The following is a 22372-nucleotide window of genomic DNA, read 5'->3' as shown; positions in this document are numbered from 1 at the left end:
CTTGCAGCGCTGGCTGTATTCGCGTGTCCACCCCGACCGCTCAGGAACTTTTGGCCGATCTGGGCCGTTATTGTGGCGAGAGGACATGTCGCCATGGAACACATCGCTGCATTGTTGCTGGTCATCGGTTGCAGCAATTCGATGACGGAGTGCCACGAACTGCAGGTGCCAGTCAGCGTTTTCGAGACTGCCGACGCATGCACCGCCGAACGCCCCTTCGCCCTGGGCGACGTACAGGGACAGGCGCAGCATATTGTCGCCAAATGTCTCGCTGTCGATCCCGCGCTCGAGGATGACTATGATCAGATCGTCTGGAATGTGCGTCCCGATGGCAGCCTCGAAGCTTCGCTTGCCATTTCCAGCCTGGTCATGGCATCTAACGCAGTACGCCCAGAAAAAGACTCTCTTAGCCAACAATAAATTCGAGCAGCAAAGGCCGTCATTTCGTGCTAAATGGCTGTTGGAGCTTACCAAAGTGTGGACACAAAGTGAGGAGTGACTCTATGCGGAAGATGATTATTGCCATGGTTGCGGTGGCCGCTCTCAGCGGCTGCACGTCGACCGAGCAGGACGTCGTTGGCGGCGGCTTGATTGGCGCCGGTATCGGCGGCCTGGTCGGCGGCGGCAAGGGCGCGCTGATCGGTGCGGCTGTCGGTGCCGGTTCCGGTCTGCTGGTTCGCAAGCTGCAGAACGGCTATTGCCAGTATCGCGATCATCGCGGCCGGATTTACACGGCGCGCTGCAACTAATCCGGCGATAGTCGAAACTTCGATCCGGAGGCCGGCCCGCCGGCCTCCGGATTTTGCATGTATTGGCGTTTGATTGCCATCCGCCTGGCTGTTCGCCGTCAGACTGTCAGCGGGATCCGTATTTCCACCTTCAGACCATCGGCCTGAAAATCGCGCTTGATCGTGCCACGCAGCTCTCGCGTGACGTTGAGGTCGATCAGCTTGGTGCCGAATCCGGTCTCGGCTGGCGCCTCGACTTTTTTCTTCCCGGCCTCCCGCCAGTTCAGCGCCAGCGTCCGCTCGCGCCCACGCCCTTCCACCGACCAGTCCACCTTGAGCGCCCAGTCGCTCCTGAGCGAATTGGCGGAATTGCCGGCTTCGCCATATTTCAGCGCATTGGTTGCCAGCTCATGGAAGGTCAGGCCAAGCGCCTGCGTGGTGGTCTCGTCGAGCAGGACCTCCGGTCCCGACAACAACCCCTCAGGCAGGTCCTTGCCGAACACCTGGCCAAGCTCGATGCGCAGGAGATCGGCGAGATCGGCCTTCTGCCAGCGCGAGCGCGTCAGCATGTCCTGAGAGGCCGCCATTGCCTGCAGCCTGGCCGAGAAGGACGCCGAGAACTCGTTGACGTCGGTCGCCCGCGAAGCCGTCTGCCGCGCGATCGCTAGCACCCTGGTGATCGAATTCTTGATGCGATGCTTCATCTCCTGCAGCATCAGATCCTTTTCGAGTAGGCTTTTTTCGGTCGTCTCGTGCAGGCGCGATGCCGCCTCATAGGCCCGCTCCTGATAGCGCGCGACCAGCGCGATGGCGCCCGCCGCCAGCAGGCCGAACAGCCCCAGCATCACTGGGATGGCGCGCGACGACGGCTGCGAGAAGGCGCTGGTCGGCCTGAACAGTACCGTCCACGGGCGGCCGGCCACCGTGATCTTGCGGGTGACCAGCAGCCGATCGCCAAAGGCAGAGGCAGGCGGCGTCTCCGACCGGAACAACAGATTGTCGCTGTCCGCCGCCCCGTCATAGATCTCGGTGTTGACCGGCAGCAGCGGCGCGCGGCTGAGTGCGATCTGGAACAGGTCGCGGGCCCGGAAGGCCGCATAGAGAAAGCCCGCGGTCGAGGATCGCGACGCGTTGATGACCTCCGGCGCGGTCTCGACGTTGAGCCGCACGAAGACCAGGAAGCCGGGGAAGGTCTGCGTCGCCCCGGTGCCTTGTCCCAGCTGCACCAGCCCGCTCGCGTGCTGCTGATCATCGGCCATCGCCTTTTCGATCGCCGCGCGCCGAACCGGTTCGCTGAACATATCGTATCCGATACTGGCCTGGTTGGACGGATCCAGCGGCTCGAAGAGCATGATAGGTGCGCGCCAGGGCTGCGTCGTTTCCGGATAGACCGGATGACTGACGCCAAAATCGTGGAGGATGTCGCGCTCGACCGCCGCCTCGTCGCCCGTCTTGACGAGTCCGAGGAAGCCAATACCGCGCAGGCCGGCGAAATTGTTGTCGACATCCAGCGCGTTGAAGAACGCCTTGAACTCGTTCTGCGAGATGTCGCCATTGCGGGCGTCGAACAGCGCCTGCGTCGACCGCAGCAGCGACAAATGCAGGTCGATACGGCTCTCGATCCGGTTGAGCGCATCGTCGGCCGCCGCTTCGAACTTGATGCGGGAGGCCTCCTGCGTCGCGAAATAGGCGAACCCCGCCATGGTCATGCTGATCAGCGCAACGGCGATGAACGCGACAATCGGAAAAAGTTTCTTCAACGGATCATGCGGTCCATGAGCAATACCGGACCTTTATGGGCAAGTCGCCGGGCCAACACAATGGCAGGGCCAAGCCATCGCGATCACTGGCATATCACGTGAGCGGCAACCGGCCATGCCGATCAAGCCCATACCGGGCGACCGGCAGCCCTCAGGCGGCGATTCTCAGCGCGCCCGGCCCGGGAATGGCGCCTGGAGGGCACTTGCCCAGGATGATCATGCCGAGCACCTCGTCCTGGGTGACATCGGTGGTGCGCGCGGTGCCGACGACCTGGCCGTTCTTCATCACGCAGACCCGGTCCGCCAACTCGAACACATCATGAATGTCGTGGCTGATCAGGAAGATGCCGATACCGTCGGATTTGAGCTGCTTGACCAGTTCGCCGACCTGCGCGGTTTCCTGTGGACCAAGGGCGGCCGTCGGCTCGTCCATGATCAGGATGCGGGCGTTGAACAGGATTGCGCGCGCGATCGCCACCGATTGCCGCTGTCCGCCAGACAGCTTGATCACCGGCTCCTTGAAGCGCTGGAAGCGCGGATTGAGCCGGCCCATCACCTTGCGCGCCTCGGCCTCCATCGCAACGTCGTCGAGCGTGCCCCAGCCGGTCATCAGCTCGCGGCCGAGGAACAGATTGGCGGCAGCGTCGACATTGTCGGCCAGCGCGAGTGTTTGGTAGATCGTCTCGATACCGTATTTCTTGGCGTCGCGCGGATTGGCGATCGAAGCCTCCTCGCCATTGACGAAGATCTGGCCGCCGTCGCGCTTGTAGGCGCCGGACAGGATCTTGATCAGCGTCGACTTGCCGGCGCCGTTATGGCCGAGCAGCGCCACGACCTCGCCGGGGAAAAGATCGATCGAGGCATCGTCGACGGCGCGAATGCCGCCAAAGGCGATCGAGATGTTGCGCATGTCGATCAGCGGCGTGCCCATGGGGGCGGTTGCGGGAGCGGTTTTGTCGGTCATGATCGTTTTTCCCCCTAAACCCGCTTGCGATAGACGGTGTCGAGCCACACCGCGATGACCAGCACCGCGCCGACCACGATGCTCTGCAGCGGCGAGTCGATGCCGAGCAACACCATGCCCGACTGCAATGACTGCATCAGCAGCGCGCCCAGCATGGCGCCCAGCACCGTGCCGGCGCCGCCGGCGAGCGACGTGCCGCCGATCACAGCGGCGGCGATGACCAGAAGCTCGTCCAGCGTGCCCAGAGCATTGGTCGATGCGTTGAGCCGGGCCGACGAGATCGCCGCGCTGATGGCGGCCAGCACGCCCATGATCATGAACACCTTCATGGTTACCCAGCGTGTGTTGATACCGGCGAGTTCGGCCGCCTCCGGATTGCCGCCGATGGCAAAGACATAGCGGCCAAAACGCGTGCGCTTGGTGATGAAGGTCATGATGATGCCCACCGCCACCGCCATCAGCACCGGTATGGCAATGCCATGCGCGATGAACAGCCCGCCCTCGGGAACGGTAATGCCGTTCTGCTGGGCGTACTGGCGCACGATGCCGATCGGCCATGGATAGGAATTGGCGATCCAGACGGCGCCAAGGATAGCGGCGCAGGCAACCACGCCGAGCAAGGTCTCGGCCCAAACGGGACGCAAAGGAAAGTGGAACCGCTTGCGCTGCGACCTGCCGTTGAGCAGCATGAAGGCGACCGCCACGCAGGCGACCACACCGACGATCCAGCTGGCGGTGGCGCCGATCGAGCCGCGCGGTCCGCCGCCCATCAACTGAAAGGTTGTGTCGAGCGGCGCGACCGTGCGCCCGCTGGTGATCAACCACGCCATGCCGCGCCAGACCAGCAGGCCGCCCAGCGTCACGATGAAGGCCGGAACCTCCATATAGGCGATGATGAAGCCCTGGAATGCACCGATCAGGAGACCAAGCACCACGCCGGCCGTCAGCGCGATGATCCAGAGCCAGGGATTTCCAAGCTGGAAACCGATGACGCGGATGAGGAATTCAGCCTGCGCCACACCCATGATCATGCCGATCACGCCTTCGACGGATCCGACCGAGAGGTCGATGTTGCGCATGACGATGACCAGCACCATGCCGGTCGCCATGATCGCGACCGAAGAAGTCTGCACCGACAGGTTCCACAGATTGCGCGGCGTCAGGAAAAGCCCACCCGACAGGATGTGGATGCCGACCCAGATGACCAGCAGCGCACCGACCATGCCAAGCATGCGCGTGTCGAGTTCTGTAGCCTTGAGGAACCGTCCAACGGCGCTGAGTTCGGATGCACGCGCCTTGTCCGCCGCCGTGCTGCCGACCGGTTGATTAGAGGTCGTGTCGGTCATGCTATCCTCCCACCGGTTTACCGTCTGGCGCGGATGCCGGAACATGGATGCTATTTGCTTTCCGCAGTCATTTGAAGCGGGAAGCCCCTTGAGAAACGCCGCGGCTTATGGGCCGCGGCGTCGATATCGAACAGTATTGCGCCGTTTAGTTGCAGGCCGCGACGCTGCCGGCGGCGACGCCCGCGCAGACTTCGTCCTTCTTGATCCAGCCGGCGTCGATGACGACGTTGAGATTGTCCTTGGTGATGGCGACCGGGGTCAGGAACAGCGACTTGACGGTGTTGCCGCCAGGCGTCGTGAAGTCCTTGACACCGGCGATGTCGGTCATCTTCTTGCCGTCGGCCAGCTGCGAAGCGATCTCGGCGGCGTTCTTGCCGAGTTCGCGCGCGTCCTTCCACACCGACACGGTCTGGGTGCCGAGCGCGATGCGGTTCAGCGCGGCATGGTCGCCGTCCTGGCCCGACACCGGCACGGTGCCGGCGAGACCTTGCGCCGTCAACGCTGCGACGACGCCGCCGGCGGTACCGTCATTGGCCGCGACGACCGCGTCGACCTTGTTGTCGTTGGCGGTCAGGAACTGTTCCATGTTCTTCTGGGCGTTGGCGGGCAGCCAGCCGTCCGTATAGGCCTCACCGACATTCTTGATCTTGCCGCTGTCGATGGCCGCCTTGAGCACTTCCATCGAGCCCGAGAACAGGAAATCGGCGTTCGGATCGGCGCCCGAGCCCTTGATGAAGACATAATTGCCTTCCGGCTTGGCCTTGAACACCGCAGCAGCCTGCAAGCGGCCGACTTCCTTGTTGTCGAAGGTCAGGTAGAAGACGTCCTTATTCTCGATCAGGCGGTCATAGCCGACGACCGGAATGCCTTCGTCCAACGCCTTCTGCACGGCCGGGCCGATGGCCGAGGCGTCCTGCGCCAGGATGATCAACGAATTGGCGCCCTGCGAGATGAGGCTCTCGACATCGGTAAGCTGCTTGCCGGGATTGGACTGTGCGTCGGCGGAAATGTACTTGTCGCCGGCGGCCTCTATCGCCTTCTTCATCGCGGCCTCGTCAGTCTTCCAGCGCTCTTCCTGGAAGTTGGACCACGAAACGCCGATGACCTTGTCCTTCGCCTGCGCGACCGACGCAAGCGTCAGCGACATGGCGACACCCGCCAGGATGGCGGCTGTGAATCTCTTCATGATATTCCTCCCTGCGCCGCGTATGGCGCGACCAAACTGGCCCTAAGGCCGGCACAGAGGCCCTATTTTTTCGAGCCTCGAAAAAACACTGATCCAACACCGGAACGCTGTCAACAACGATTCTGATGGATTTTGATGTCCCCGCGAATTTTTTTCGAGCCTCGGAATAAATAAATGACAGGACGGGCCGCTTCTGCCAGTATTTGACCGTGTCGCATGCGGCGTTCGAGGAACCGCGGCGACCGGGGAGGATGTGGGAAAACATGTCGGTCGGAATCCGTCACGACGATCTGCGCCGGCGCAACCGCGCCATGGTGATTGCGGCCGTGCGCCGGGCCGGCCGGCCCTCGCGCACCGAGATCGCCGCGACCACCGGCCTCAGCCATTCGACCATATCGGCGATTTCCTCCGATCTGATCGGTGAAGGCATCCTGGCCGAAGGCAAGCCGAGCGAGGCCGGCTCGCTGAAGCGCGGCAGGCCGCAGGTCGGCCTCGGCCTCAACCCGGAGGCCGCGGCCGTCATGACCGTGGTGCTGTCGCTGAATTTCCTGTCCGTCGCCGTCATCGACTATGCCGGCCAGGTGGTCTCGGAGGAACAGCGCCGGCTGGACACGCTGACCATGTCGCGCGAAGCGCTGATCGGCGAATGCGTCGCCATCGTGCGGCGGCGCCTCGAGGATCCCGATATCGACGTGCGCAGCGTCGCCCGCATCGCGCTGGCGATCCAGGGCATCACCGACACCGAGGCCCGGGCGATGCTGTGGTCGCCGATCACGCCGCAGACCAACATCGCCTTCGCCGACATACTCGAGGCCGAGTTCGGCATCCCCGCCACCATGGAAAACGACTGCAACATGATGGCGGTGGCGCTGCGCTGGCGCGATCCCGAGCGCTATCGCGACGACTTCATCGCCATCCTGCTTTCGCACGGCATCGGCATGGGCCTGGTGCTGAAGGGCGAGCTGTTCACCGGCACCCATTCCTCGGGCGGCGAGTTCGGTCACATGATCCATCGGCCCGGCGGCGCGCTCTGCCGCTGCGGACGCCGCGGCTGCGTCGAGGCCTATGCCGGCAACTACGCCATCTGGCGCAACGCCAGGCAGCTTGGCGAGGACACCGAGCCGGTCGCCGACGTCAGCGACGCACAGATGCGGGCACTCGCCGCCACCGCACGGGAAAGAGACGGGCCTGAGCGAGAAGCCTATCGCAAGGCCGGCGAGGCATTGGGCTATGGCCTCGGCAGCCTGTTCGCGCTGATCGATCCCGCGCCCGTCGCCATGGTCGGCGTCAGCGCCGCCGCCTTCGACCTGATCGAGCCGGCATTGCGCGAGGCGATCGCGCAGACCGCCGGCGGCCAGCACTCGAAATCGATTTCCTTCGACACCGAACCGAACGAACTGCCGCTAATCCGCGAAGGTTGCGCCATGCGCGCGCTGACCTTCGTCGACCAGGAGATTTTCGCGCCGGGCGTGCAGGCGAAATCAGGCCTTGCCGTAAAGAAAAACGTAGCCTGAATCAGGTTACGCTCAATCCTCGCGGATCGCGTAGCCCGCCCCGCGAATGGTGCGGATAACGTCCGGCATGCGGCCATTGTTGACCGCCTTGCGCAGGCGGCCGACATGCACGTCGACGGTGCGCTCGTCGATGTAGATCGTCTCGCCCCAGACATTGTCGAGCAGCTGGCTGCGCGAGAACACGCGGCCGGGATGGCGCATCATGAATTCGAGCAGGCGGAACTCGGTCGGCCCAAGCCGTATCTCGCTCTTCTTGCGATAGACCCGGTGCGATTCGCGGTCGAGCACGATGTCGCCGACCTTGAGCACGCTGGACAGCACTTCCGGCTTGGCGCGGCGCAGCAGCGCCTTGACTCTTGCCATGAATTCCGGCGTCGAAAACGGCTTGACCAGATAGTCGTCGGCGCCGGTGGAAAGTCCACGTACACGGTCGCTTTCTTCGCCCCGCGCGGTCAGCATGATGATCGGCAGCCGCTCGGTCTCGGGCCGCATTCGCAGGCGCCGGCAGAGTTCAATGCCGGACACCGCAGGCACCATCCAGTCGAGCACCAGAAGGTCGGGCACGTTCTCCTGCAGCCGGATTTCGGCTTCGTCGCCGCGCGGCACCACCTCGACCTGGTAGCCTTCGGATTCCAGATTGTAGCGGAGCAGCACCCCAAGCGGCTCCTCATCCTCCACCACCATGATGCGTGGCGCGATCATCGACTGGTTACCCCTGCGCTCAGGCCGCCGGCGCTGACATCGCCGTCTCGTCCTGTTTTGGACGATTGGCGGGCAGCTGCGTGCCGGTCAGGACATAGTACGCATTCTCGGCGATGTTGGTCACGTGGTCACCGATGCGTTCGAGATTCTTGGCGCAGAACAACAGATGCGTGCAGGCCGTGATGTTGCGCGGGTCCTCCATCATATAGGTCAGCAGTTCACGGAAGACGGAGGTGTATTTGACGTCGATACGTTCGTCGTCGGCGCGCAACTTCGCCAGTGCGGCGGCATCGCGCGCCGCATACTCCTCGATCACGCCCTGCACCTGGATCAGCACCAGCTGCGCCATGGCGTCGATGGAATGCGACAGGTCGCGCGGTGTGGCGCTGAGGCCGACGGTGCCGACGCGCTTGGCGATGTTCTTGGCAAGGTCGCCGATGCGTTCGAGGTCGCCGGCCATGCGGATCGAGCCGACGACATGACGCAGATCGTCGGCCATCGGTTGGCGCTTGGCGATCAGCGTGATGGCACGGTCGTCGAGTTCGCGCTGGCGCGCGTCCATGATCGCGTCGTCGGAGACCACGCGCTGGGCCAGCGCATTGTCGGAATTCAGCAGTGCCTTGGTGGCGCCGCCGACCATCGAGCCGGCGAGGTCGCCCATGTCGCTGATCAGCCTGCTGATCTGTCCGAGATCCTCGTCGAAGGCTGCGACTGTGTGTTCGGCCATGATCCTGGTCCTCGTATGCGTGCGATCAGCCGAAGCGGCCGGTGATGTAGTCTTGCGTGCGCTTCTCGCGAGGCGACGTGAAGATCTTCTCGGTTTTGTCGAACTCGACCAGTTCGCCCAGATACATGAAGGCGGTCTGCTTCGACACGCGCGCCGCCTGCTGCATGTTGTGGGTGACGATGACGATCGTGTAGTCGGCTTGCAACTCGTCGATCAGCTCCTCGATCTTGGCGGTCGAGAGCGGGTCGAGCGCCGAGGCCGGCTCGTCGAGCAGGATGACTTCCGGCTTCACCGCCACGGTGCGGGCGATGCACAGCCGTTGCTGCTGGCCGCCCGACAGGCTGAGGCCGCTGGCGTTGAGCTTGTCCTTGACCTCGGTCCACAGTGCCGCGCGCTTCAGCGCCTGCTCGACACGGCCGTCCATCTCGGCCTTGCTGATCTTCTCATAGAGCCTGACGCCGAAAGCGATGTTCTCGTAGATCGACATCGGGAACGGCGTCGGCTTCTGGAACACCATGCCGATCTTGGTGCGCAGCAGATTGAGGTCCTGCGAGCGGTCGAGAACGTTCTGGCCGTCGAGCAGCACCTGGCCCTCGGCGGTCTGCTTGGGATAGAGCTCATAGATGCGGTTGAAGACGCGCAGCAGCGTCGACTTTCCGCAGCCCGAAGGGCCGATGAAGGCGGTGACGCTGCGCTCGGGCAGCGACAGCGTGATATCCTTCAGGGCCTTCGACTGGCCATAGTAGAAGTTGAGGTTCTTGACCTCGATCTTGGCCTTGGCCACCGCCTCGGCGGCGATCGTCATGTCTGGAGACAACATCTGGCTCATTTGTCCTCTCTGCGTCCGGTCAGGCTGCGCGCAAAGATGCTGAGCGCGAGAACCGTCAGTGTGATGATGAGTGCACCGGTCCAGGCCAGCTGCTGCCATTCCTCGTAAGGGCTGAGAGCGAACTGGAAGATGGTGACAGGCAGGCTGGCCATCGGCGCGTTGAGATTGCTCGACCAGAACTGATTGTTCAGCGCCGTGAAAAGAAGCGGTGCGGTCTCGCCGGAGATGCGCGCGATCGCCAGCAATATGCCGGTGACGATGCCGGAAAGTGCCGCGCGGTAGGCAACCGAGCGGATGACCACCCAGCGCGGTGCGCCGATCGCGGTGCCGGCTTCGCGCAGGGCGTTGGGCACCAGATTGAGCATGTCCTCTGTGGTGCGCACCACGACCGGGATGACCAGGATGGCAAGTGCTACGGCACCGGCGATCGCCGAGAAATGCCCCATTGGCCGCACCATCAGCTCATAGACGAACAGGCCGATGATAATCGACGGCGCCGACAAAAGGATGTCGTTGATGAAGCGAACCACGGTGGTGAGCTTCGAGAAGCGGCCATATTCCGCCATATAGGTGCCGGCCAGCACACCGATCGGCGTGCCGACGATGATGCCGATGATGGTCATCACGATGCTGCCATAGATGGCGTTGAGCAGGCCGCCGGCATCGCCGGGCGGTGGCGTCATTTCCGTGAAGACCGAGAGGGACACGCCGGCGAGGCCCTTGTAGAGCAGGGCGCCGAGGATCAGCGCCAGCCAGGCAAGGCCGATGCCGGCGGCGACGACGCACAGCGTCATCATCACGCCATTCTTGCGCTTGCGGCTCAGGTGAAGCGATGCGGCTGTCGACATCGGTCAGGCTCCGGTGCGGGCGTCAATGCGCATCAGCATGTAGCGGGCGATGGCAAGGATCAGGAAGGTGATGACGAACAGGATCAGGCCGAGCGCCACCAGCGAGGAGGTGTAGAGATCGCCGACCGCTTCGGTGAATTCGTTGGCGATGGTCGCCGAGATCGTCGTTGCCGGCGCAAACAGCGATGTCGAGATGCGGTGCGCGTTGCCGATGACGAAGGTCACCGCCATGGTTTCGCCGAGCGCACGGCCGAGCGCGAGCATGACGCCGCCCATGATGCCGATGCGCGTGTAGGGAATGACGACCCGGCGCGTGACTTCCCAGGTCGTGCAGCCGATGCCATAGGCCGATTCCTTGAGCACCGACGGCACCGTATCGAAGACGTCCTTGGTGATCGAGGTGATGAAAGGCAGGATCATGATGGCCAGGATCATCGCCGAGGTCAGCAGGCCGATACCGTAAGGAGGGCCGGCGAACAGGCTGTTGAGGCCCGGAATGCCGTGGAAGACGCTGATGATGAAAGGCTGCACCGTCGTCTGCAGGAACGGCGCCAGCACGAACAGGCCCCAGATACCGTAGATGATCGAAGGGATGCCGGCCAGCAATTCAACCGCCATGCCGATCGGGCGCCGCAGCGGGCGCGGGCAAAGCTCGGTGAGGAAGATGGCGATGCCGATGCCGAGCGGCACGGCGATCAGGATGGCGATGGCCGAGGTGATGATGGTGCCGTAGATCGGCGCCAGCGCGCCGAACTTCTCGGTCACCGGATTCCAGCTTTCGCTGGTCAGGAAAGAGAAGCCGAAGGTCGACAGAGCTTGCCAGGAACCGGCTACCAGCGAGATCGCAACACCACCGAGCAGGACCAGAACCAATATGGCTGCGGCGCGGGTCATTCCGTGGAAGATCGAATCGGTCAGCGCGAACCGTCGAACGGTGGCGTCGCGCGAACCTCTAACGGCTGGCAAGGCTTCCTGGACAGCGCTCATGTCAAGCTCGGCTCTTTCAAGTTGATGGGAAAAGGAGCGCCGCGGGCGCGGCGCTCCTTCGGAGGATATTACTCGCCGGCGTAGACGGGCTTGCCGTCGGCCTGGATGTCGGCCTTCCACGAAGCCTTGATCAGGTCGACGACGCTGTCGGGGATCGAGACGTAGTCGAGCGCCTTGGCGGTTTCCTTGCCGTCCTTGTAGGCCCAGGCAAAGAACTTCAGCGCTTCGCCGGTGGCAGCGGCATCATCCGGAGCCTTGTGGATCAGAACCCAGGTGGAGGCAGCGATCGGCCAGGTGGTGTCGCCAGGCTCGTTGGTGATGATGACGTTGAAGTTCTTGGCAGTCTTGAAGTCGGCATTCGAAGCGGCAGCGCCGAAAGATTCGAGCGACGGCTCGACGACCTTGCCGGCTGCATTCAGCATCTTGGAGTAGGACAGGTTGTTCTGCTTGGCATAGGCGTATTCGACGTAACCGATACCGCCGTCGGTCTGCTTGACGGTGTTGGCAACGCCTTCGCTGCCCTTGGCGCCGACGCCCGTCGGCCATTCGACGGCGCTGTCCGAACCGACCTTGTCCTTCCAGTCCGGCGAGAGCTTCACCAGATAGTTGGTGAAGTTGAAGGTGGTGCCCGAGCCGTCCGAGCGATGCACGACGGCGATCGCGGTCGACGGCAGGGTGAGGCTGGGGTTCAGCGCCTTGATCGCGGCATCGTCCCAGGTGGTGATGGCGCCGAGATAGATCTGGGCGAGGGTCTTGCCGTCGAGAACGAGTTCGCCCGGCTTGACGCCGGTGAGGTTGACGATCGGCACGATGCCGCCCATCACCATCGGGAACTGCACGAGGCCGTTCTTTTCCAGATCGGCGTCGGACATCGGCTTGTCGGTGGCGCCGAAGGTCACGGTCTTGGCGATGACCTGCTTGATGCCGCCGCCGGAGCCGATCGACTGGTAGTTGAGGCCGATGCCGGTATCCTTCTTGTAGGTGTCGGCCCACTTGGCGAACACCGGATAGATGAAGGTCGAGCCGGCGCCGGAAAGGTCAGCTGCCATTGCTGCGGAAAGGGTGAAGGTAGACGCTGTAGCCATTGCAATCGCAACGACCGCTGAGCGGATGAAATGTCTCATGTGGCCTGCTCCTGTTCGGAAGATGGTCTCTCGGCGCCATTCCTAACCAGCGCCCGCTGAGGCCAATAGACTTGGATTATTACAGTCGCATGACAGTTTCATGTCAGCCCGGTAACGCGTCGCCGGCACTCGAAAAGGAGGCGGCGTCGGGCGGTTGCGGCCCGATCCGAGTTTGCCGCGGGAATCAGGGGCTTGAGCCATCCGCCGGCTGCAGCCGCCGCCGGATTCGGCGGGGCTTTCCCAGGTGAAGAAAATCCGGACGGGAGCGCGTTGCTCAAGGCCAGAGCGTGTCGTGGCCGGGCCATCGCCAAAAACAGGTCCGTTGGGGTAGGTTGACGCTGTCTCTTGCCGGCGGTCGCTGCTCCCGCCCGTAACTGCAAGGGCGGAATTCGATTTTGCTATTGTTCCGGCTCGGCGCCGCCTTTGGTATGGTGCGATCGCACCATAGGCATTGCACGCAGGGGTAGCAGCAAATCGGCGATTGATTCCCTCGGCTTGCCTCTTCCGATCCTTGGGACCGGGCGACGCGGGTGCTATCCCGCGTTGCGCTGGACCTGGCGGCCGGCGCCGAGCCAGCGCTCGACTTTCTCCAGCAAGGCCCTGGGGCTGATCGGCTTGGGCAGATAATCGTCCATGCCCGCCTCCAGGCAGCGTTCGCGATCGCCCTTGAGCGCATGCGCGGTGACGCCGACAATCGGCACATGCGTGCCGGTTTCCTGCTCCAGTTGGCGGATCGCGGCCGTCGCCTCGAGCCCGCTCATCTCCGGCATCGAAACGTCCATCAGGATCATGCACGGATTGAGCTTGCCGAAGGCGTCGAGCGCCTTGCGACCATTGCCGACTATCTCGAAACCATACCCGGTCTCGCCGAGGATCTGGGTGAAGACCATCTGGTTCACCTCATTGTCCTCGGCCACGAGTATATCCAGCCTGTGCCCGCCACCGCCGGAGGCAGGCAGCCTCGGGCGAACCGGCGGCGGCTGCAATTGCGCGCGTTGCTCAGACAGCGCCGCCGGCGGCCGCTGGGGAGCATCGAGCCTCTCGGTCGCAAGCTGCTGGACCGGACCGTCCGTGGTGTGGCGATGGCGCTGTATGGTCGCCACCAGCGTCTCCAGAAGCACGGAGGAGCGCGCCGGCTTGATCAGCTGGGCGTCGATGCCGAGATCGCGGTAGCTGGTGTTGGCGAGCGATTGGTCGACCGAGGTCAACATGATGATCGGCGTGTCGGCAAGGCCTTCGGTGTTGCGCACGATGCGCGCCATTTCGGCGCCGCTCATCTCGGGCATCTGGTAGTCGAGAACGACGCAATCGACGGGCACGCCATAGGCGGCAGCCGCGATCAGCACCTTGAGACCCTCGGCGCCGCTTTCGGCCGCACAGGAATCGAACGTCCACGAGGTCATCTGCTCAGTCAGGATGGCCCGGTTGACGGCATTGTCGTCGACGATCAGCACGCGTGAGCCCGTCACGTCCACCGGCATGATGCGCTGCCCGTTCTGCTGTCCCGCCCTGGGCAGCGTCACGGTGAACCAGAAGGTCGAGCCCTTGCCCTCGGCGCTCTCGACGCCGATCTCGCCGCCCATCAATTCGACCAGCCGTGAGGTGATGGCAAGGCCCAGCCCGGTGCCCTCGTGCCGCCGTGTCGAGGAGGTATCAACCTGACTGAATTTTTCAAACACCAGTTTCAGTTTTTCCTCGGGGATGCCGATACCGGTGTCGGTGACCGAGATCGTCAGCCTGGTTCCGGTCGGCACCCGCTCGCCGGTCACGTCGACCAGCACATGGCCTTCATCGGTGAATTTCACCGCATTGCCGAGCAGGTTGGTGACGATCTGCCTTATGCGCCCGACATCGCCGATGAACAGGCTTTCGAGCCTCGGCTCGACGCGCACGATGAGTTCGAGGTCCTTTTCCTTGGCCCGCGTCGACACCAGCGTCGCCACATCCTCGATCGCCTCGGCAAGGTTGAAGGGCGCCGGATCGAGCACCATCTGGCCGGCATCGATCTTGGAGAAATCCAGGATGTCGTTGATGATTGTCAGGAGTGCGTTGCCCGACTTGACGATGATGTCGGTGAACGTCTTCTGCTTCGTATCGAGATTGGATTTGGCCAGAAGTTCCGCCATGCCCAGCACACCGTTCATCGGCGTGCGGATCTCATGGCTCATATTGGCGAGGAATTCCGACTTGGCGCGGTCGGCGAGCACGGCGCGCTGGCGCGCCTCGCTGAGTTCCGCCTCGCGCATCTTCAGCTCGGTGATGTCGGTGGTCGATCCGATCAGGTAGAGCGAACCGTCCGACGCGATCATCGCGCCCTTGCGCGCGAACTGATGCCTGACGCTGCCGTCGGCAAGCCGCACCGTCTCCTCGATCTCCTGGGTGTCGCCGGTGCGCAGCACCGCCAGGTCGCCGGCCACGAAAGCCTCGCCATCCGGCCCGAAGATCTCGATGTCGGTCTTGCCGATCGCATCTTCCCTGCTGAGACCGGTCAGATCGCACCAGCCCTTGTTGACATAGAACTGCCTGAGGTCGGAGCGCTTGGCGTAGATCGACACCGGTACATTGTCGATCAGGCTGCGGAACACCTCGTTCTCGCGCATGCTCTCTTCCAGAGCCCGCTCGCGTGCCTTGACGTCGGTGATGTCGGTGCTGGAGCCGACCAGATGCACCGATCCGTCAATGGCCACCAGGCGGCTCTTGCGCGTCATCAACTGCCGCACCGTACCGTCGCGATGGGTGACGGGCTCCTCGACCTCGAGGCCCTTGCCGGTTACGACGACCTCGGTGTCGTCATGGCTGTAGCTTTCCGCGTCTTGCGTGCCGAACAGCTCGCGGTCGGTCCGGCCGATGACGTCTTCCTTGGCAAGGCCCGTAATCGCGCACCAGGCCTTGTTGACGAATTCGATGCTCAGATCCTGCGCCTTGATGAAGGCGGCCACCGGCAGCTCGTCCATGACATGCCGGAAAAGATCGATCTGGCGCATCGAGTCGCGCAGCGCCGCCTCGCGGCTCTTGATGTCGGTGATGTCGACGCGCACGCCGATAAACGTGCCGTCCTCGGTGCGCATGTCGTAGACTTGGTACCAGCGCCCATCGGCATTGAGGCGCTCGTAGGACGAATTTGGCAGATGGTAGCGCGCCAGCACGCCGTCGGCCCAGCGTTCGGTGTCGACGTCGTAAAGCTTGTCGAGCTCGGGATCGCCACACGAGCGGAAATAGCCGACCGCATGGCCGAACTCGAGCGCCTCGCGGAAGCTACAGCCGGGCTGCCAGACGGGCTTCAGCGCCGGCAGCGAGTCCTGCAGCTTGCGGTTGGCGAAGACGAACTTGTCGTCGCGGTCGTAGATGATGACGCCGGCCGGCAGCGATTCCAGCACGCTGGCGAGATGCTTGCGCGCATCCTGTGCCTCGGTCTCGCGGCCCTTCATGTCGGTGACGTCGACATAGGAAATGAGCCGCTTGCCGCCAGGCAGCGGTGCCAGCGATGCGACAAGCGTGCGCCCGTCATTGTGCGGCAATTGTCCGGAGCCGGCGACGCCGGCCCTGATTTCGGCTTCGCGCTCGGCGGTGTGACGTTGCCAGGCAATGTCATCGGCGCCGTAAGGGTCGATGCCGCGGCTGGCTTCCATCAGCTCGCGGAAGGCTGAGCCGATGCCGGCGCGGCTGGGATCGATCCTCCAGAAATCATAGAAGGCGCGATTGATGACTTCGGCACGCATATCGGCATCGAGGACGAGAACACCAATCGGCATCTCGTCGACCATGGTGCGCAGATTGACGAAGGTCTCGGCGATCTTGGCGTTGGCGCTTTCGATCTCGGCATCGCGACGCTTGAGTTCGGTGACCTCATAGTAGGTCAATAGCCGCTTGCCACCGGACAGCGCCGTCACCGAGAACATCATCGTCCTGCCGTTGGCATGGACAAATTCGCGTGGCGCGACGGAGCCGGCGCGAATCTCCTCGATACGGGTGGCGAGGTAGCGCTGCCACGGCTGGTCGTCGATGTCGCCATAGATGCCATTGCGGCGGTTGAGTTCCATCAACTGGCTGAACGGAGCGCCGACGGTCACGGCATCCTCCGGAATCCTCGACAGGTCGCGGTAGGCCCTGTTGACGATCAGTGTGTCGAGCTTGGCATCGAGAAGCACGACGCCCATGTGCATGGCGTCCATCGTCCGTTCCAGATCGGCAAGATGGCGGTCAGGTTCGCTGCCCGACAATGGGTTCTGCTCCACGGTCTCGAAGGCGCTGGCCAGCGCCGTGACATTGCGGCCTATGCCGCGATAGCCGGCAAATTCCCCTTCGCTGTCAAACCTTGGGAAGCCTGACGTCAGCACCCAGCGGCAGTCGGCGCCGCCGCCCTTCAGTTCGTAGACGAAGTCGCGAAACGGCCGGCGCGCCTGCAGATCTTCCAGATGCGCTGCCGCGCTGTGGTTGCCCTTCAGGACCTGGCTGAGGAAATCGAAGCGGAACCGGCCAAGCACATCGGCCGGATCGATGCCGGTGGCCGCCTGGTAGGTGGGGGAAAGCCAGGAGAACCGTAGTTCGGCGTCGGTCTCCCAGACCCAGTCCGAGCCTGCCTCGACCAGTTGGCGAAGCGCGTCGGTCGAATCCATATCTGCGCAATCCATGTCCGCGCATGGTGACGCATCGCCGCGATGCACCGCCATGCCAGGCCCACGCTTGCCGCGCGCGCCGATTGCTTCGTCCGCTTCCGCCATGCTGTCCCCACCCCGAAAATCAAGGCCGAACCCTCCCTCCGCGGTTCGTCGGCGGAATGTGCCCGAGAAGCATTAACGATCCGCTAACCTTAACGGCGCAACCACCGCGTTCCTCCTGCGTTATTCAGTCCGGTTGTCGGGCAGACCATGGCCGCGTTATAAGCCCGTGCAGGGGTGTTGCTTATGATCGGACGGATAGGGCCTTTCTTGCTGGGCGTGGTGCTGCTTTTCGGCAGTGGCTGTTCGCGCAGCTATGACGGCACGGTGATCATTCCGCGGCCGCTCGACGCCAGGCGCTTCTGGGACCGGCCGCCACCCAATATCGACTACGCACCGCCGGCCGACAGCGGCGCCTTTCCAGTGCCGCCGCAGCCGCCACCCGCACGATTTTCCGACCGCAGGGTTTTGAAGCCTGCCGTGCACAGACGGCACCAGACGAGAATTTCGCCGCCGCCTCCCCCGCCCGCGGACTCTGATTCGCAAAAGCAATTGGCATGCAGGAACGTGAGCGCGCCAGGCCAACGGGTTCGCATGGTCTGCGGATAGGAGCAATTCAGGGAAGCGGCCCGCCGGAGCCTCACAGAGGACAGGCCCTACAGCGATGCCGCGCCCTTCTTCGGTTCCTTTGCGCCCAGCTTGTCTAGCGCAAGGCGGACCTGGCGCAGATCGTCCTGCCAGCCGTCATCATCGCCCATGGAACTCTCCGACGCGGCCCGCTGCAGGCCGCGCGCCTCGGATTCGATCTCACGCAGTTCGGCGATCTTCTCGTCACTGGTCAGGGAGCCGTCTCCGACGATCTCCAGAACCCGCATTTCCCTGAACGTGGCCATGGCGTTTCTCCTGGCTGTTGATCACAACGCCGTGAGCGCCCCTCTGTTCCAGACGGGGTCCTATGGCCGGTTGCACCAAACAGATCACTGAAGACCTGTATCCGATGGATGCGCAAAGAGGGGGCGGTCATTCAGCCGGGAAGAAGGCCGGGCCGACCACGCGCACCGGCCGCTTGCCGGCCGCGATCGACCGCAGCTGTGCGACACCCGCGGTCTCTGTGCCGGATTGCGGGATCGCCGCGACGTTGCTGAAATCCGGCTTTGGCTGTGGCAGGGGAATGACGGCGTTGGTCATGTTTGTCGGCGTCACCGTCCTTGCTCGCAATTCGGCAACGCGCTGGTAGTAGCGCTTGACATCGCAGGCCTTGAAATTGGCATCGTCGCGGTAGCGGAAAGCCGACGGCAGTTCGGTATAGGGTTTGCGCGTATCGAGCGCGACCATCTTTTCGGTTTCAAGACTGGCATCACTGAGCGTGTAGAGATCGACGGCCGGATCATCGCAGATGTAACGGCACTGATCGGCCATATCCTTGACATCGTCGCTGCCAGTAAATTGCGACTTTGGCGCGGGGAAGAAATAGCCATCCGACAGGCGCACGCAAAACAGCATCGCATTGCCGGCATAGATCGCTCCGCCGGACTGGGTCTTCGGCGCCGGGCGCTCCTTCGCCCCGGACGTGCAGCCGAGCGCCGCGAACCGCCCCTGCAGGCCCGAAATGTCTCGGCCGGAATTGGATGCGGCCGCCATCTGGCGCTGCACCTCCGTGCGGTTTCTGGCAAGGTCGGCGCACGCATTGAAGAAGCCGCCCGTGGCGCTTTGCGCTGTGCATCTGCGTTGCCTTTCCAGGCCCTGGATCGCCGCAAGCTGGCGGCGCAGCTGCGCCAGTTCGGGGCTCGTGCCCCCACCGCGGCCGCCAGAAAGCAACTGACCTCTGATCGCGCTGCAACTATCCGCATAGGAAGACGCCGTACCGAGCGCAGAGGCAACCACCGTCACCAGCGCGATCATCATGAGAGACCAGATACGGATCATCGGGACGACATTGTCCTTGTTGCTGACGGACCGGAATCACATTCTTTCGACTTTGGTAATCTTCGACTAAATGAGCTATATCTAATACTATAAGAGTTATGACCTAAGACAGACCTTCATCTATTGTAATAGAATGACCCCTGTAAATTCGATATTACATTTTTATTTCAAGATTGAGACGAACCGGAAAACAATGCGGCCAGTCCGGCGGCTGTCGAAATCGCTTGGCCACAGGCTCGGGCGAACGATCAATCCGGCGTTACCTGCACCTGACCTTGAAACCTTCGCCTGACTGCCGCGTTGATGGGCAGAGGAGAACGCAGATGTCGATCCACTTCACGGTATCGGAACTGACAAGAAACATTTTCCATTCTCTCGGGCTGGATCACGAGCGCGCGCCACGACCGCTCAATCCCGAGCAAAACCTGTTGCTTGAGTGCTATCTGGCCGGACAGATCCCGGAATCGGCCTGGAGCGACTACGTGTTCGAAACACCGGATCTGGCACGGCATGCCGAGGTTCGGCGCCTGAGCCATTGAGCATGGAAGCCGGCCTGGCGGAGGCGCAAGCCTTACCAGGCAATCTGTCCGAAAGCTTTCCCTCGCCCATGGACGTCAGGGACATACAGTCAATTGCCTCCCTTTCTCGCGGAAGGGGTCGGCAAGATAGCTATTTCTTCGGAGAAACCAGTTGCAACGTGAAGACGTTGCCGCCAATGCCTTGCGCCAAAGCCGGTGAAAAAGTCAGGGGCGTGCAATTCTTGACGGCGGCAATGGCCGCGTCGATGAACGCCTTCCGCGCCTTGTCGTCGCCGGCGACCTTGGCGGCGGTTGGCCGTGGCGGACCAATCAGAGAGCCGTCGCGTTTGAAGCTGAAGCTCAGGGTTACCGTCGAATTCCCGGCGTCCGCCGGCGGTGTCCAGCACGCTTGGATCGCGTCCCCGACATCATCCATCGTGTTGAGCGTCGCGGCTTGCGAAGGGAGGAGCGTCCCAGCCAGCATTCCACCGGCGATCATCAGCATTGCCGCCACGCATTTCATCGCAAGCCCTCATCTCACTCCAGGTCGGCATTCCAAGCCGAATCCGCTGGAAGCGATGTTAGAGCCAGCGTCGGCGATGACAATATCCCGATGCGAAAAGTTGATGCTCTGGCGTTGGCTGATCACCGTTGCGCGATGTGCCGGCACAAGGCCCGAAAAAAGCAAAAAGGCCGGCACGGAGCCGACCTTTCCTTCCACCGATCGTGCGCCAGTACATCCGTGGTCGCGCGGTGAATTCCTGCCAGTAGACAGGGCTTTGGTTAACGAACCCTTAAGCTGAAGCCTTTGCCTGCGACCTCACATAGGCGATGTAGCCACGCACGTCGCCGGCCGGCTCGGAGTAGGCCTTGCCGAGCTTCTTCTCGATTACCGCCATATACTCCTTCGCCCATTTGGGCAGCGGGTAGTCGATGACCGCCAGGAACTCGAGCGTCGCCGCCAGCCTTATGTCGGCGATCGACGGGTTCTTGCCGCCGATGAACGGCTTGCCGTCCCTGAAGAAGGAGTGGAAGACTTCGAGCGGCTCGGCGATCGCGGCCATCGCGGCCTTCTGTGCTTCCGACTTCTTGTCGGGATGAGCATCGCTGTGGCCGACCTCGCCGGCATATTGCGGGAACCCCAGCGCCGGGTAGGTCGCGCGCGCCACATAGGGGTAGAGCGTGCCGATCAGGTAGAACATGGCGCTGTCGACCATCGCCCGCTTGGCCGGCGCCTTCGGATAGAACTTCTCCAGCCCGTGCTTGTTGGCGAGGTACTGCATGATGGCGCAGCTTTCCCACAGCACGCCCCTGGGCAACCCCTTGTCCTCGATCATCGGTGTCAGATGCGCCGGATTGCGTGCCATATATTCAGGCGAACGCGTGTGGCCCCAGGCGTCGGTCTCGGCGGCGTCGAACCCGGCCGCGCGGGCAAACACCCGCACCGTCATGTTGTTGACGCTCGGCTTCAGCATGCTGAGCTTCAGCGCCGGCTTTTTCGCCGGCTTGGCCTTGGCGGTCTTCGGCGCCGACTTTTGGGCAACGGCTTTCGCGGCTGTCTTCAGCGCCGGCTTCGCCGCCACTTTTGCCGTAGCGGCGGCTTTCGGCTTTGCCTGGGCAACCGATTTCCCAGCGTTCTTCACTGTCTTTGCCATTGTTATCCTCCCTGTGTTTTTGTTGGCCGTCAGTATGGATTCTTCGGCGTCCGGTCGTCCGACAAGGTCGCACGCGAGCTCTCGACAAGCGCCTGGATCGCGTCGGCGAGATGCACCTCGGCAATGTTGTAATCGCCGCGTCCGACACGCAGCCTGTGCGCCTGCATCAGCACGTCCGCATGGGTGAAACCCGCCGGCGGCTCGAAGCGGTAGGAGGCGAGTTCGATCAGCAGGCCAAGCGGATCCTCGAAATAGATCGAATCCATGAAGCCGCGATCCTTGACGCCACTGTGCTTGATGCCGCGCTCATCGAGCCGGGCGACCGCCTGCAGGAAGGTGACACGCGACACCGCAAACGCGATGTGGTGGACGCAGCCCGGATCCGTCGGCGTGCGCCGCTTCTGCGGCGTGCGGCTCTCATCGGTGAAGACGGTGATCAACCGGCCGTCGCCCGGATCGAAATAGAGATGGCTTTCGCTGGCCTTGTCGAGGTTGGGCTGCTCGAAGATGAACGGCATGCCGAGCACGCCTTCCCAGAAATCGATCGAGGTCTGGCGCCCGGCGCCGACCAGCGTGATGTGGTGAACGCCCTGCGCTTGCAGCTTCTGCATTGGCCTTCTCCCCGTGGCCTCGATTGCCCGTCAGGATCCGCCTGGCACCCGGCATTCTCTGTGCCGCTTGAGCCGTGCCTCGAAATCCATGACGTGATGCTAATGCAATCGGCCCCGCCGCGCCAGAAGCGGCGAGCCCTATCGTTGCAACGGTGAAACCGCTCTTGGCCGTAAAAGCGTGCAGGACCTATCCAAGAGATGGCGGACGCGATCGCAATGCGGAAGCCGCCCTCATCGCGTCCTTATCGAAGCGGCGGCTACGCGACGGCCTTGAGCTCAGCTTCCACCA

At 63.0% G+C, this 22372-nt stretch carries 20 protein-coding genes; 4 read left to right on the top strand and 16 right to left on the bottom strand.

Annotation, left to right across the window (positions count from 1 at the left end; translation table 11 throughout):
- The first annotated feature begins 93 nt into the window (after nucleotides 1–93).
- Both JN279_RS07765 and JN279_RS07760 read left to right on the top strand, forming a co-directional pair.
- Complete coding sequence (locus tag JN279_RS07765) at nucleotides 94–420, top strand: hypothetical protein (protein WP_096450962.1); 327 nt, start codon at nucleotides 94–96, stop codon at nucleotides 418–420.
- A gap of 83 nt (nucleotides 421–503) precedes the next feature.
- Nucleotides 504–749: a YMGG-like glycine zipper-containing protein gene (locus JN279_RS07760; RefSeq protein WP_096450964.1), complete on the top strand. Its 246-nt coding sequence runs from the start codon at nucleotides 504–506 to the stop codon at nucleotides 747–749.
- A gap of 98 nt (nucleotides 750–847) precedes the next feature.
- On the opposite strand, the gene JN279_RS07755 is transcribed toward JN279_RS07760, so the two are convergent.
- The 4 genes from JN279_RS07755 to xylF all read right to left on the bottom strand — a co-directional run bounded on the left by JN279_RS07755 (nucleotide 848) and on the right by xylF (nucleotide 5984).
- Nucleotides 848–2488: a CHASE domain-containing protein gene (locus JN279_RS07755; protein ID WP_096450966.1), complete on the bottom strand. Its 1641-nt coding sequence runs from the start codon at nucleotides 2486–2488 to the stop codon at nucleotides 848–850.
- A 151-nt stretch (nucleotides 2489–2639) separates the two neighbouring features.
- The gene (locus tag JN279_RS07750) at nucleotides 2640–3452 is read right to left on the bottom strand and encodes an ATP-binding cassette domain-containing protein (protein WP_096450968.1); all 813 of its coding nucleotides are present in this window, start codon (nucleotides 3450–3452) and stop codon (nucleotides 2640–2642) included.
- Nucleotides 3453–3466: 14 nt separating this feature from the next.
- On the bottom strand, nucleotides 3467–4798 hold the full coding sequence (locus tag JN279_RS07745; protein ID WP_096458026.1) for a sugar ABC transporter permease: 1332 nt from the start codon (nucleotides 4796–4798) through the stop codon (nucleotides 3467–3469).
- A gap of 145 nt (nucleotides 4799–4943) precedes the next feature.
- On the bottom strand, nucleotides 4944–5984 hold the full coding sequence (gene xylF / locus JN279_RS07740; protein WP_096450970.1) for a D-xylose ABC transporter substrate-binding protein: 1041 nt from the start codon (nucleotides 5982–5984) through the stop codon (nucleotides 4944–4946).
- 263 nt (nucleotides 5985–6247) lie between these two features.
- On the opposite strand from xylF, the gene JN279_RS07735 reads away from it, so the two are divergent.
- Nucleotides 6248–7498, top strand: coding sequence for an ROK family protein (locus JN279_RS07735; protein WP_096458029.1), 1251 nt, complete (start codon nucleotides 6248–6250; stop codon nucleotides 7496–7498).
- Nucleotides 7499–7510: 12 nt separating this feature from the next.
- Here JN279_RS07735 and phoB read toward each other — a convergent pair whose 3' ends face one another.
- From phoB to JN279_RS07690, 9 genes are all read right to left on the bottom strand, one after another.
- Nucleotides 7511–8200 (bottom strand): phosphate regulon transcriptional regulator PhoB, encoded by a 690-nt coding sequence (gene phoB, locus JN279_RS07730; RefSeq protein ID WP_032917568.1) that lies wholly within the window; start codon nucleotides 8198–8200, stop codon nucleotides 7511–7513.
- Between the two features lie 19 nt (nucleotides 8201–8219).
- A complete protein-coding gene (phoU, locus tag JN279_RS07725) occupies nucleotides 8220–8927 on the bottom strand; it encodes a phosphate signaling complex protein PhoU (RefSeq protein WP_010911897.1) in 708 nt (235 codons plus the stop codon).
- 25 nt (nucleotides 8928–8952) lie between these two features.
- Nucleotides 8953–9756, bottom strand: coding sequence for a phosphate ABC transporter ATP-binding protein PstB (gene pstB / locus JN279_RS07720; RefSeq protein ID WP_027053973.1), 804 nt, complete (start codon nucleotides 9754–9756; stop codon nucleotides 8953–8955).
- Entirely contained in the window at nucleotides 9753–10604 is an 852-nt protein-coding gene (gene pstA, locus JN279_RS07715; protein ID WP_096450972.1) for a phosphate ABC transporter permease PstA, read from the bottom strand. The genes pstB and pstA overlap by 4 nt, the downstream gene beginning before the upstream one ends.
- Nucleotides 10605–10607: 3 nt before the next feature.
- On the bottom strand, nucleotides 10608–11591 hold the full coding sequence (gene pstC / locus JN279_RS07710; protein WP_096450974.1) for a phosphate ABC transporter permease subunit PstC: 984 nt from the start codon (nucleotides 11589–11591) through the stop codon (nucleotides 10608–10610).
- A 68-nt stretch (nucleotides 11592–11659) separates the two neighbouring features.
- The gene (gene pstS, locus JN279_RS07705; RefSeq protein ID WP_096450976.1) at nucleotides 11660–12715 is read right to left on the bottom strand and encodes a phosphate ABC transporter substrate-binding protein PstS; all 1056 of its coding nucleotides are present in this window, start codon (nucleotides 12713–12715) and stop codon (nucleotides 11660–11662) included.
- A gap of 533 nt (nucleotides 12716–13248) precedes the next feature.
- On the bottom strand, nucleotides 13249–17436 hold the full coding sequence (locus JN279_RS07700) for a PAS domain-containing protein (RefSeq protein ID WP_202352428.1): 4188 nt from the start codon (nucleotides 17434–17436) through the stop codon (nucleotides 13249–13251).
- A gap of 593 nt (nucleotides 17437–18029) precedes the next feature.
- The gene (locus tag JN279_RS07695; protein ID WP_202352427.1) at nucleotides 18030–18266 is read right to left on the bottom strand and encodes a hypothetical protein; all 237 of its coding nucleotides are present in this window, start codon (nucleotides 18264–18266) and stop codon (nucleotides 18030–18032) included.
- 127 nt (nucleotides 18267–18393) lie between these two features.
- The gene (locus JN279_RS07690; RefSeq protein WP_202352426.1) at nucleotides 18394–19299 is read right to left on the bottom strand and encodes a DUF2865 domain-containing protein; all 906 of its coding nucleotides are present in this window, start codon (nucleotides 19297–19299) and stop codon (nucleotides 18394–18396) included.
- Nucleotides 19300–19622: 323 nt separating this feature from the next.
- Between JN279_RS07690 and JN279_RS07685 the strand changes: the two genes are divergently transcribed.
- Nucleotides 19623–19838 (top strand): hypothetical protein, encoded by a 216-nt coding sequence (locus tag JN279_RS07685; protein ID WP_096450986.1) that lies wholly within the window; start codon nucleotides 19623–19625, stop codon nucleotides 19836–19838.
- Nucleotides 19839–19968: 130 nt separating this feature from the next.
- Here JN279_RS07685 and JN279_RS07680 read toward each other — a convergent pair whose 3' ends face one another.
- The 3 genes from JN279_RS07680 to JN279_RS07670 form a co-directional block, all read right to left on the bottom strand.
- On the bottom strand, nucleotides 19969–20340 hold the full coding sequence (locus tag JN279_RS07680) for a hypothetical protein (protein ID WP_202352425.1): 372 nt from the start codon (nucleotides 20338–20340) through the stop codon (nucleotides 19969–19971).
- A 271-nt stretch (nucleotides 20341–20611) separates the two neighbouring features.
- Nucleotides 20612–21472, bottom strand: coding sequence for a glutathione S-transferase family protein (locus JN279_RS07675; protein ID WP_202352424.1), 861 nt, complete (start codon nucleotides 21470–21472; stop codon nucleotides 20612–20614).
- A 29-nt stretch (nucleotides 21473–21501) separates the two neighbouring features.
- Complete coding sequence (locus JN279_RS07670; RefSeq protein WP_202352423.1) at nucleotides 21502–22083, bottom strand: VOC family protein; 582 nt, start codon at nucleotides 22081–22083, stop codon at nucleotides 21502–21504.
- Nucleotides 22084–22372: the final 289 nt, after the last annotated feature.

It is taken from the genome of Mesorhizobium sp. 113-1-2, assembly GCF_016756475.1.
In the GTDB taxonomy this organism is placed as follows: Bacteria; Pseudomonadota; Alphaproteobacteria; order Rhizobiales; family Rhizobiaceae; genus Mesorhizobium; species Mesorhizobium loti_C.
Note: the sequence above shows the minus strand (reverse complement) of the source record. Positions and strands in the feature narration are given on the sequence as shown.